The following is a 12778-nucleotide window of genomic DNA, read 5'->3' as shown; positions in this document are numbered from 1 at the left end:
CGCAATTACACAAAATGGATACCTACTCTGGGGTATATACAGATGTTGGCATGAATCATGCTCAAAAAAATTAACTATCAAGAATAAATAATTGTAATTTTGATGAGAGTTTTCTGTGGTGATCACAACGAGGTAATGCAGGAAGTAATCTATGATCAGCAGTCATTATGGGTGGGAGATATGAAGTCTTGGTCGCATTGGTTTGCTAAACCTGAATTACCTACTCAGCATCCCTCGAAACAGATTGAAGCGTTACAGCATCAACTTTTCATCTCTAAATTCGAATTGATGTGTACGCAATTGGAGTTAAAACTGGCACGTTTAGATGCCGAATTGTCAGGATTACCTGAGCATTTATTTGAGCTTGAGCAACAAATGGCGTCCATGCTGGAGGTACCCGCTACACAGATTGCTTGTGTGCTGTGTTATCCCTTTAGTCAGGAATGTTTTATTTATCATTCCTATCGTCAGCAATTATCACGTACTGAATTGAAAGCGATTCAACACAATTTACTGAATCATGCAGCATATTCGGGAGCAGATTTAGAATCTGTATCAGAACTAAATTTGCTCTCTTATCAAGCAAGGTTGCTATTTACTGGACAAGACGTTGTGGTTTGGCGCTTATATGAAACACAAGCCCTCAAAGAAAAGCATCATCATTTATACCAATTGCTTGATCAAGCACTGCAACGTGGTTTACAGACTTGGGTGGAGCAACAACAAAAAATTCGCACCACGCTATTACAAGAACGCCGTGAAGTTGCCGCAGAGTTACACGACAGTATTGCGCAAATACTGGGTTTCCTCAGATTAAAATCGGCCCAGTTGAATCAGCAGTGCAAACAGCAGCCACAATATGCTGAACTTAGATCGACCACAGAAGAACTCGCCAATTACACCCATTATGCCTATCAGCAGACGCGTGAATTAATTACCGCTTCCCGTTTAGCCTATCAAGAATTGGATTTTGCGTCCGCCTTGAAAAAAGTGGTGGTTGAGTTTGAGCATCATTCAGGGGTGTCTTTTGAACTGGATAACCGCGTCCCTCAACTCAAAGTGTCGGCGAAACAGTCTGTGCAACTGCTTTACATTATTCGCGAAAGCCTGAGCAATGTGGTTCGACATTCACATGCTTCTATCGCAAAAATTCGTTTGGAACATTTGGCTTCAGGCACGTTGCAGATGAGTGTTGAAGATAATGGTCGTGGCTTAGATCTTAGTCAAAAAAGAAACGATAGTTTTGGTTTGGAAATTATGCATGAACGTGCAGAGCGAATTGGCGCTGAGCTGTGTTTCAAAGCGAATCAACCCCAAGGCACATGCGTGATTCTGAAGTTAAATGCTCATTAAGAGGAGCTGCCCATGTTATGTAAAGTTAGTATTGTTGATGATCACGCACTATTTCGACGTGGCGTTTTAGATATTTTACGTCAGACCGAAGAGTATGAGATTGTTGCAGAGTATTCCTCAGGTAAAGCCTTTCTGGCAAAAATGCAGGAGGAGTATCCCGAATTATTATTACTTGATGTACAAATGCCAGATGAGTCGGGTTTAAATATTTTAAAAGAAATCCGTAAAACTGATCAGCAGCTCAAAGTGGTGGTACTGACTGCGAGTGAGGATGATGAGATTGTGCTGGAAGCGATTCAATCTGGAGCGAATGGATTTTTACCCAAAGATACTTTGCCTGAAGTGATTGTGGAAAATTTGCGTGAAGTTCGTAAAGGGCAAACCATATTACACGGTTCAGGAATTACCTTATTGGCAAATTTATTACGACAACATGGTGACATTGCCAAGCCACATCACGTAACAAATATAGAGCAAGCTGAACAGCATCCACTGTTAGCCGAAATGACCATGCGCGAACAAGAAACCTTATTGCTGATTGCCAAAGGACTCAACAATAAATTAATTGCGCGTGAGTTGGGCATTAGCGATGGCACGGTGAAAGTTTATGTCAAAAGCCTATTACGCAAACTGAATGTGCATTCCCGTTTAGAACTTTCGGTGTGGGCACATCAGCATTTAACGGCATCGAGCCTAAAGCTTGAAATCAGCTAGGAGTTGCCATGCTTAAACGCTTTACTCAATACCTTCAGGTTCCAGAATTATTGGAGCCTTATTGGACACCACTGTTTGATCAGTGGCATGAATGCATCTTGATGATTGATCAGGCATTCTCGATTTACAAATCCAATCAAAGTTGGCAACAATTTGTTGGAGCAGCCACACATGATCCTGCCGATCATTTGGATGGAAACTTAACGCGTCATCTGTATCCTGAAGATGTATTTCTATTAAAACAACTGTTGCTCAAGGGTCAGCCGATTGAACGCTTGCGCGTACGTTTGATGAATGCACATTATCAACTGTTTTGGTTTGAACTTTCTGCGACGGTATTACCTATAGGCACTTCAGCGCAATATTGGTGTTTGCAGTGTTCAGATCAAACGCAAAATATTCAGCAACAGTATCTTCAGGCTGCGCAACAACGGAGTCTTACCGATTTGTTATATCGCTTGCCGATTATGCTCTATCGTTCGCGCCATGATCGGGATTGGACCATGGAATATGTCAGTCCAGGCTGTGAAGCGATTACGGGATATACCAGCCAAGCTTTGCTGAATACACCGTTGTATGGGCAAATTATTCATCCTGAAGATGAAGAACAAGTTTGGTCAAAGGTACAACATGCTATACAACGTAAAACCTTATTTTACTTAAATTATCGAATTATTCATGCAAATCAGCAAATTGCTCAGGTTCAAGAAATTGGACAGGGGCTTTATTCGGACAGTGATATGGTACTTGGGGTAGAAGGGGTAATTTTCTCTAGTATGTACAGTGATAAAACTGCGCTGGCCTCAATTTAGATATCTCGTTTGGAATACTCCCTCTGAGGAATTTATTCAGTTTTCATTCCGCTCTATTGTCGGTTTATCAAGTTGTACCAGGCTTTTTATTCACGAACATGGAGATATACCATGACACGAGTTGCAATTATCGGTGCTGGACCAAGTGGGATGGCTCAACTCAGAGCGTTCCAATCTGCACAACAAAAAGGCATAGAAATTCCTGAAATCGTTTGTTTTGAGAAGCAATCCGATTGGGGTGGGCAGTGGAACTATACATGGCGCACAGGCATGGATGAACATGGGGAAAATGTGCATAGCAGTATGTATCGTTACCTCTGGTCGAATGGTCCTAAAGAATGTCTAGAATTTGCAGATTATTCTTTTGATGAACACTTCGGTAAGGCCATTGGTTCTTATCCACCGCGAGCAGTGTTGTGGGATTACATTAAAGGGCGGGTAGAAAAAGCCAATGTGCGCAAATATGTACGCTTTAACAGTGCAGTTCGACATTTAAGCTATGATGAGACCACGCAATTATTTGACGTGACCGTACAAGATCATACGAACGATAGTATTTATACCGAGCAGTTTGATTATGTGGTGGTGGCATCGGGGCATTTTTCTACCCCGAAAGTCCCTGAATATCAAGGCTTTGATATCTTCGGTGGGCGCATTTTACATGCGCATGATTTTAGAGATGCGCTGGAGTTTAAGGGAAAAACCATTTTAGTGGTTGGTAGTAGTTATTCAGCAGAAGATATTGGTTCGCAATGCTATAAGTATGGTGCCAAACAAATTATCAGCTGCTATAGAAGTGCGCCAATGGGCTATAAATGGCCTGAGAACTGGTCTGAACGTCCACAACTATTACGTGTCGATCAAACCCATGCCTATTTTTCAGATGGTAGTTCTGCACAGGTCGATGCCATTATTTTATGTACGGGTTATATCCATAGTTTTCCCTTTATTGACGAATCCTTACGCTTAAAAACCAATAATATTCTTTATCCATTGGGTTTATATAAGGGCGTGGCGTGGGAAAAAAATCCAAAATTATTTTATCTGGGCATGCAAGACCAATGGTATTCCTTCAATATGTTTGATGCGCAGGCTTGGTATGTACGGGATATCATCTTAGGTAAAATTGCATTACCGAGTTATGAACAGATGCTGGCAGACACCCAGCAATGGCATGATGAAGAGCAGACCCTTGAAGATGCTGCGGCAATGTTTAAGTTCCAGGGTGACTATATTATGCAGCTCATAGAGGCGACAGATTACCCGACCTTTAATATTGAAGGGGTACGACAGACCTTTTTAGAATGGAAAAAGCATAAGAAAGAAAACATCATGACCTTTAGGGATCATACCTATAAATCACTGATGACAGGCACCATGGCAGAGCCTCACCATACCACATGGTTAGAAGCTTTGGATGATTCGCTTGAAGCCTATTTACAAGTTGAACCACCTTCAGCATTCACCCGAAAAGTCGGCTAATGTCATTCAGCGCAAGATAAAAATAAGAACTATGCTGATGAAAATTAATGTTGTGGAGAATCGTGTCCCTCCACAACATTTTTTTATTTATGAGCAGTTTAGTTTAATCCCAACCAGCTGTTTACCCCTTTAGAGGTATGCTTTAAAGGGAATTGTGATGACTCATAAAATAATTTAAATATTTGATTATATTAATTTAAAAAAAAAGGATATTGTCATGCAAGATCCAATGAACAGTACCCCGATTTATCAAGCAGCAACAGCACTGCAGTTTCAGTCTGGTTCGACTTTATTTTTATTTCAGCATACCCAACATGCCGATGCACAATTGCTTTTACAGAAATTAGCATTTGAAGATCAGAGCAATCTTTTAATTTTGGCGGAAATGCCAAATGCAGATACCGATCTCAACCAGTATTTACAGCGTATTCAGCAACGCATGCAACATGCGACTACAGGGTGGCATGCGGTGGTTTTCGGGGATGAAGCTTTCATCTGGCGCGTGATGCAAACCTTGTTAGCGACAGGTCTCATGCAAGATGAAATCAGTTTGATCTCAAGTACTGGTCCACGTCAAGTTTATTGCGTGCACTGTGGTCATCAGCAATTGCATTCACAGCAGGATTACTGTGATTGTGAACAATGCGGTGTGCATTTGTTGGTACGTAGTCATTTCTCACGCCGTTTGGGTGCTTATATGGGCGTGTGTGCCGATGCCGATTATCCGCATGGAGATGCCGCATGAACAATTTAATCTCAGTCAAAGTGGCTCAAATTCAGCAACTGACCCCTGTCATTCGTGAATTTAGTTTGGAAGCGGTGAATCAGCCCTTATTGCCATTTTCTTCAGGCAGCCACATTGTTGTGCAATTGCCACTACAAGACCGTATTTTGCGCAATGCCTATTCTTTATTGAGCGATCCGTATAACACACAACGGTATCAGATTGCGGTCCGTTTACAGGAACAGTCTCGTGGTGGTTCGCGCTTTTTACATGAACAGGTACAGGAAGGGGATATTCTAAAAATTTCCGCACCGTTAAATCTATTCTCATTACATTCTCAAGCCCAGCATCATGTCTTTATTGCGGGTGGAATAGGCATTACACCATTTATGTCGCATATCCATCAAATTATGCATGCCAATAGCAGTTTTGAACTGCATTATGCCTGCCGTGATCAGCTCAGTAATGCCTATGAGCCTACGTTGAATCAGTTGTTTCCGACGCAGTTGCATGTCTATTCAGACCGAACCGCAAAACGATTGAATGTGTATGACCTATTAAAAGCACAAGATTTGCACACTCATGTCTATGTTTGTGGACCAGACCGTTTGATTCAAGAGGTACTCGATACCGCACAGCAACTGGGTTGGTCTCAACATCGGGTGCATTGGGAAGCATTTAGTTCACCCGCAGCAGGAACAGCATTTCAGGCATATCTCAGCAAGAGCCAAAAAAGTATTGAAGTCCCAAGTGATTACAGCTTGCTTGAAGCACTGGAAAAAAATGACATAGAGGTGCCTAGCCTGTGCCGTGGGGGTGTTTGCGGTCAGTGCGCCGTGAAGTATCAGCATGGCGAAGTGGAGCATCATGATCATTTCTTATCGCCACAAGAACGTGAACATTTATTAATGCCTTGCGTGTCCCGCGCGAAACAAGGCTGTCGTATAGAACTTGATTTGTAATTCAGGAGAACACAATGACCATTCAATTTAATCCTGATGAACGCATGCATGGTGACTTCAGTTATCACAACAGTGCCAAAGCGATAGCACGCTTTCCATTTCCATTTCCTGAAGATCAATACATGTATTCAGTCAATATTGAACCTGCGATTTCCAAATCCAGCACGGTGTTTGAACACTGGTTCGATATTGATGAGCATTATTTGACAGAAGTGCAAGAACGCGCCATGACACTGGCAAATGACCAAAAACGTTGCATCATTCAGCCGCATATGCTGCAAGCCTCTTGGGACTTTTTAGAAATGGCGATGGAGCATTTATCGCAGGATTATCCAAAACTATTTCAATTAGAGCGTAACGGTAAAACTTGGCGCTGGGTGAACAAAGCCCTACAAATTGATACCACTTTTGAGTTTGGTGATGTTTCGAGCTTACCGATGCATCCATTTGAATATATCTCGCGTCAAATCCAAGGTGACATTGCCTTGCTGGATCAGCGTGAAGGGGATTTATTCATGGATACTGGCATGATCACGGGTCCTGCCGATTGGTCGCTGAATTTTGATGCAGGCATGAGTTTTAAGCAATGGCATGCACCTGTACCTAAAGTGGCTCATGATCTGGGCGTGTTTGAACGGGCACTTAAATTTTTGCTCAATATTCAAGTTGGGCAACCGTATCGCCGTCTGAATTGGACCATGACCATTAACCCACGTATGGATACCTCATCAGAAACCTATCATTTATGGGGGCATGAACGTGGTTTGGTCACCGCAGAAAATGCAGGCGAGTTGGTGCATTTACGCGTTGAATTGCAATTTATGCCACGTTTACCGCGTAGCAATGCCTTGTTGTTCAGTATTCGCACTTATCTGATTAGCCTGAATGATCTGACCCAAAATCCAGCATGGGCAAAACGCTTGCATCGTGTGATCCGCGATTTACCTGAATCCATTGCGGAATACAAAGGCATCAGTCGTTATCGTGAACCTTTGGTGCAATGGCTTAGTCAATTCGATCAATAACAGATTATTTCTATTTATTATTTTAAATCTATAAAGGAACGAGATTATGGGAAATTCATGGCGTATTTCAGCATTGGCAGAACGTCACCGTCAGTTAGGGGCACAGCTCGAAGACTGGAATGGTATGGGCACAGCATGGACTTATCATAGTGATACGGCAGATCACTATACTGCGATTCGAACCAAAGCGGGTTTGATGGATGTATCTGGTCTAAAAAAGGTGCATTACGTGGGTCCACATGCTGAGAGTTTATTGGAATATGCGACCTCGCGTGATATTTCCAAATTGTATCCGGGCAAATCGGCTTATGCCACCATGCTGAATGAAGAAGGCAAGTTTGTCGATGACTGCGTAATTTATCGCACAGGTCCGAATTCATTTATGGTGGTGCATGGTACGGGCATCGGCTTGGAAATGTTGATTCGTTCAGCCACAGGGCGTCAAGTTGCGGTGTTATTTGATGATGATTTACATGATCTTTCCTTACAAGGTCCCGTGGCTGTTGATTTCTTGGCGGAGCATGTACCAGGTATTCGTGACTTACCTTATTTCCATCATATTCAAACCCGATTATTTGGCTGTCCAGTCATGATTTCACGTACAGGTTATACGGGAGAACGTGGCTATGAGATTTTCTGTAAAGCCATGGATGCACCGTTAATTTGGGATACGATTCTGGAAAAAGGCGTACCTTTTGGCATTGTGGCAAGTTCATTTGTAACTTTGGATTGGTTACGTACAGAAAGCTACTTACTCTTCTTCCCGTATGACAACTCAGAATATTTCCCATTCGAAAATGATAAATCAGGGGATACTTTGTGGGAGTTGGGCTTGGATTTCACCGTATCTCCAACCAAAGGCGAGTTCCGTGGATGCTATGAACATCGCCGTTTAAAGGGTAAAGAACGCTTCAAAATTTTTGGGATTAAGCTTGAAGGCGATCAAGCGGCTCAAATGGGCGATACAGTTTGGGATGGTGATCAAAAAGTTGGGGTGATTACTTGTGGCATGTATTCGCCGCTGACCAAAACATCTGTAGCTTTGGCACGGATGGATGTACCTTATGCCGTAGCTGACCGATCTGTGCAGATTAAAGGTAGCTTAGAAGTTGATGCCATCACGCATACACTACCATTTGATGATCCGCAAAAATTGAAACGTACTGCAAAAGGTTAATCGCAAACGCCTTTTCCTTATTGGTTTTATTTGGATTCATCTTTGGATGATGAAAAATTGAAACAGCCGTTAGATTGAATTCTGCTCAATTTAACGGCTTTTTTTCGTACGATAATTTATGTATTTATTTTAAATCGGATGTGTATTGCACCTTAAAAAGATCGTGCCATACGCAAATTAAAGATGAGTGATTTTATCTTTATCTTCAATTGCGGAATGAATCATGTTCTGAAAGTTCTCCCATGATTAATTCCGCTAGCATTTTCTTGTTTTTATAAGTGCCTTGTGGTTTTAAGAACATCTTTTTGAAAGCCATTTAACTCATCAAGTAATAACTTAATTCTTCACGCATAAGTCTGACGATCTCCATACGTTTTCTGTGATGATGGTGTGAGGAGGATCAAAGTTCGTATCCATATGGCGTTTAACGTGCCATGCGGGAAAAGCAAGTTCCTAATGAGGTAGATACACAATGATATTTTATGAGGGTGTAGAGTAAGGCATTACAAATCGAATCAATCGTATCAAACAGAATAAAAACATACAGATGAAAAAAAGAGAGCCTATCGCTCTCTTTTTTTATGCAATACCGTGTTTAATTATAAGCACGTTCATTGTGGTTGCTAATATCCAACCCAATTTGCTCTTGTTCATTGGAAGCACGTAGTCCAATGGTTTTATCAATAATTTTAAAAATCAACCAAGTGAAAAAGCCGCAATAAACTACTGTCAGTAGAATCCCTGCGATTTGCGCAATTAACTGTTGACCAACATTTACATTTTCAACATAACCGCCGAGTGCAGGAATACAAAAAATGCCAGTCAGAATGGCACCGACCATACCGCCAATCCCATGTAAGGCAAAAACGTCCAGTGCATCATCAAAACCGAATTTTCGCTTTAAGCCTGTAACTGCAAAGAAACAGCAAACACTGGTGATGAATCCAATTGCGATGGCACCCAGTGCACCGACATAAGCAGCAGCAGGCGTAATGCCGACAAGACCCGCAATCACACCAGAGGCTAAACCCAATGAAGTCACGTGTTTGGTCATGATTTTTTCAATCACCATCCAACCTACAATGCCCCCACAGGTTGCAATCATGGTGGTCATTAAAACCAAACCAGCAGTGGTATTGGCTGAAAGGGCAGAACCGACATTAAAGCCAAACCATCCTGCCCATAATAAAGCCGCACCAATCATAGTATAAACCAAGTTATGCGGAGGCATAGGTGTCGTTGGCCAACCATGACGTTTACCTAAGATTAATGCACCTACGAGAGCCGCAACCCCTGAATTAATATGTACGGCAGTCCCACCAGCAAAATCAAGGACGCCCCAATTGTGCATAATTGCACCCGGACCACCCCAGACCATATGTGCCAAAGGACCGTAAACCAAAATCAGCCAAAGTGCACCAAACAGCACAACTGCACCAAATTTCATTCGTTCTGCAAAACCACCCACAGCGATACAAGGCGTAATCATGGCAAAGGTTAAGCCGAAAACGCACAGTACAAATTCAGGTACACCTGCAATTAAGGTTTGGTCTGTAATTCCTAATAGAAAGGCTTTATCAAAACCACCGACGAAACTGTTGAGGTTTAATACACCTTCCGACATGTTGGTGGTATCGGCAACAAAGCTATAGACAAATGCGATCCATAAAATGCCAGAAACGCCTGCAATAGCAAAGAACTGGGAGAAGATGGAGAGGACATTTTTCGCGCGTACCATTCCGCCATAAAACAAGGCTAGTCCTGGAATAAACATAATCAGCACGAGGATGGCAGACACCATAATCCATACGGTTGATGCAGCATCAAATGGCGTATCTTCCGCAAATGCGAGGGTCGGCATGAGTAACAGCAAACAGGGTAATAGTTTTTTAAACGTATCAGAGGTCATGAAGAACTCCCCAAATAATGAAAGATATAAATAGGTTCGGGCTACAAAAAGCTGGAAGAGATAGAAGCTCTTGTATTCCTAAAGAGAATATTAATTTCATTTTGGTTAAAGCAAATCTTGTACCATGATGTTTTATTGAGCGAAAAAGAGTGCTCAAAGTAAGGGTTGTTTTAATATTAAAGTATTGTTTTTATTAGGTTGTGGTGTTTGATTTGAATGTTGATGCAATAGGCTGACCTGATCATATATCGGGTCAGCTATGTGTAGCAAAGTGTGCAGATTTAAGTCGATGGAGCACTATTCTTCACTGTGTGCATAATTCATGACTGAGAGTAAGCGGATAGGCACTTTAATTAGTTTTCCTGGTCCATGTGGAATTTCACCTTCGAAGGTGAGACAGTCACCAGGCTGCATGTGAAATACTTCATCCCCATGTCTATACTCCATTTCACCTTCAACTAAATACAACATTTCAGTACCAGGATGTGCAAAGGTGGGGAATTCCTCACTTGCATCATCCATACTCACTAAATAGGCTTCAAGGTTTTTGCGTGGGCCACGAGAATGCGTGAGTAAATGATAGGTATGTCCTTTTTCAGTCCCGCGACGCACAACCTCCATGCCTTCCCCAGAGCGAACTAACATAGCATTACTTTCATGTTGGTCGTATTGGCTAAATAAAGTTGATACGGAAATCCCTAGAACCTCACATAAACGAATTAATGTATCTAGGCTGGTCGATACTTGGGCATTTTCGATCTTGCTCAGCATGCCCTGACTGATATTTGCCATTTGTGCCACTTCGGAAAGTTTTAAGCCTTGTTCTTGCCGATGACGTTTAATTTGGATGCCAATGTACTGTTCTAACTTCAAGCTATTTTTAGTTTGTCTCATTCTGGGTCAACTCTGCACTTAATATGATCACTTTTGTTTCATAATTTTACTTAATACGAAAATTGTATAGAAGAAAATTAAAAAATAATGATAGGAAATATATATTCTTTACAGGAATAAAAGCAAATCGACCTCCAAATATAAAAAAAGACAGATTTATAAAAGTTGGCAAGGGAATTGCTTTCTTATTAGGAAAGAAAGTTTCTTATTTTGAAAACTGAATCGTGAATTGAATACGATGCATTTTTCGAGCCAAATACCATTATTGTCATGTTAGGAGTATGTCAATCATGTTGCAGCAGGCCGTAGAAGAGATGTTTGATCAGCATAAACTGATCAATAAAACAATATACCGACCAGAAGTACAGCAGGTCATTGATCAACATAATTTAAAATATGTGTTAGCGCAGTTTGTCGATATTCATGGTGCTGCGAAAACCAAATCAGTCCCAATTTCGGGTTTAAAAGCAATAGAAAAAGATGGTGTGGGTTTCGCGGGTTTTGCAATTTCAGGCATGGGCATGCAACCGCATGGACCAGACTTTATGGTGAAAGGTGATTTGTCGACGTTATCTCCAGTACCATGGCAACCCGGTTATGGTCGTGTGGTGTGCGAAGGTTATGTCAATGGTCAGCCACATCCTTATGATTCACGTTTTGTATTACGTAAACAAGTCGAGCGTTTAAGTGCGAAAGGTTGGACACTAAATACTGGCTTAGAACCTGAATTCAGCCTGTTCCGCCGTGCTGAAGATGGTTCACTAAAAATGGTCGATGATTCAGACAACCTCGATAAACCTTGTTATGACTATAAAGGCTTATCGCGCTCACGTGAGTTTTTGGAGCGATTAACCGAAGCTTTAATTCCTGTGGGTTTCGACATTTATCAGATTGACCATGAAGATGCCAATGGCCAGTTTGAAATTAACTATACCTACAGCGATGCCATGAATTCGGCAGACATGTTCACTTTCTTCCGCATGGCAGCAGGGGAAATCGCCAATGATTTAGGCATGATCTGTTCGTTTATGCCAAAACCAGATCCGAAACGTGCGGGCAACGGTATGCACTTCCACTTGTCGATTGGCAGTGAAGAATCCAGCAATCTGTTCCATGACCCGAGTGACCCAAGTGGTATGGGCTTATCTAAAATGGCTTATCACTTCATTGCAGGTTTACTTGAACATGGCCCAGCACTGTGTGCCTTCTGTGCGCCAACCGTGAACTCTTATAAACGCCTTGTGGTCGGTCGTTCACTCTCAGGTGCGACATGGGCACCTGCCTTCATTGCTTATGGTTCTAATAACCGTTCAGCTATGGTCCGTATTCCGTATGGTCGTATTGAATTACGGCTTCCAGATGCCGGCTGTAATCCTTACTTGGTTTCAGCGGCCATTATTGCGGCAGGCTTGGATGGGATTGAACGTGAGTTAATGCCACCCGCAGCATGTAATGAAAATCTCTACAAGCTTAGTTTTGAAGAGATTGCCGCACGTGGCATTGAAACTTTACCGCAGTCACTCAAAGAAGCGGTTGATGCATTGAAAGCTAATCCACTGTTCCGTGAAAAATTGGGTACGGAAATCGTGGATGAATTCATCGATCAAAAAAGCATGGAATGGGTGGAATACAGTCGACATGTGTCTGACTGGGAAATCAAGCGTTATACCGAGTTCTTCTAATTCAACTGAAATAAACACATTAAATATTAAATTTTCGGAGAAAT

Annotated in this window: 11 protein-coding genes; 9 read left to right on the top strand and 2 right to left on the bottom strand. The window is 41.9% G+C overall.

Going from position 1 to position 12778, the window contains the following annotated elements; translation table 11 throughout:
- The first annotated feature begins 135 nt into the window (after positions 1-135).
- The 8 genes from WA352_RS20735 (at position 136) to WA352_RS20700 (ending at position 8249) form a co-directional block, all read left to right on the top strand.
- Positions 136-1353 (top strand): sensor histidine kinase, encoded by a 1218-nt coding sequence (locus WA352_RS20735; protein ID WP_336143801.1) that lies wholly within the window; start codon positions 136-138, stop codon positions 1351-1353.
- A gap of 12 nt (positions 1354-1365) precedes the next feature.
- Positions 1366-2067, top strand: coding sequence for a response regulator (locus WA352_RS20730; RefSeq protein ID WP_243793667.1), 702 nt, complete (start codon positions 1366-1368; stop codon positions 2065-2067).
- 8 nt (positions 2068-2075) lie between these two features.
- Positions 2076-2879, top strand: a complete 804-nt coding sequence (locus WA352_RS20725; protein ID WP_243793666.1) for a PAS domain-containing protein — start codon at positions 2076-2078, stop codon at positions 2877-2879.
- 111 nt (positions 2880-2990) lie between these two features.
- Positions 2991-4361 (top strand): NAD(P)-binding domain-containing protein, encoded by a 1371-nt coding sequence (locus WA352_RS20720; protein ID WP_243793665.1) that lies wholly within the window; start codon positions 2991-2993, stop codon positions 4359-4361.
- A 217-nt stretch (positions 4362-4578) separates the two neighbouring features.
- A complete protein-coding gene (locus WA352_RS20715; RefSeq protein WP_243793664.1) occupies positions 4579-5106 on the top strand; it encodes a dimethylamine monooxygenase subunit DmmA family protein in 528 nt (175 codons plus the stop codon).
- Positions 5103-6047, top strand: coding sequence for a PDR/VanB family oxidoreductase (locus WA352_RS20710; protein ID WP_111828298.1), 945 nt, complete (start codon positions 5103-5105; stop codon positions 6045-6047). Before WA352_RS20715 ends, WA352_RS20710 begins: the two co-directional genes overlap by 4 nt.
- Positions 6048-6061: 14 nt before the next feature.
- Positions 6062-7072, top strand: coding sequence for a heme-dependent oxidative N-demethylase family protein (locus tag WA352_RS20705; RefSeq protein WP_243793663.1), 1011 nt, complete (start codon positions 6062-6064; stop codon positions 7070-7072).
- Positions 7073-7118: 46 nt separating this feature from the next.
- A complete protein-coding gene (locus WA352_RS20700; protein WP_243793662.1) occupies positions 7119-8249 on the top strand; it encodes an aminomethyltransferase family protein in 1131 nt (376 codons plus the stop codon).
- A gap of 595 nt (positions 8250-8844) precedes the next feature.
- Here the strand turns inward: WA352_RS20700 and WA352_RS20695 are convergent.
- Together WA352_RS20695 and WA352_RS20690 are read right to left on the bottom strand one after the other, a co-directional pair.
- On the bottom strand, positions 8845-10158 hold the full coding sequence (locus tag WA352_RS20695) for an ammonium transporter (RefSeq protein WP_243793660.1): 1314 nt from the start codon (positions 10156-10158) through the stop codon (positions 8845-8847).
- A gap of 297 nt (positions 10159-10455) precedes the next feature.
- A complete protein-coding gene (locus tag WA352_RS20690) occupies positions 10456-11052 on the bottom strand; it encodes a helix-turn-helix domain-containing protein (RefSeq protein WP_111828333.1) in 597 nt (198 codons plus the stop codon).
- Positions 11053-11342: 290 nt separating this feature from the next.
- Here WA352_RS20690 and glnT point away from each other — a divergent pair, with 290 nt between their 5' ends.
- On the top strand, positions 11343-12734 hold the full coding sequence (gene glnT, locus WA352_RS20685) for a type III glutamate--ammonia ligase (protein ID WP_336143794.1): 1392 nt from the start codon (positions 11343-11345) through the stop codon (positions 12732-12734).
- Positions 12735-12778 lie beyond the last annotated feature (44 nt).

The sequence above is a fragment of the Acinetobacter sp. 102 genome, from assembly GCF_037028485.1.
Lineage (GTDB): Bacteria > Pseudomonadota > Gammaproteobacteria > Pseudomonadales > Moraxellaceae > Acinetobacter > Acinetobacter higginsii.
Note: the sequence above shows the minus strand (reverse complement) of the source record. Positions and strands in the feature narration are given on the sequence as shown.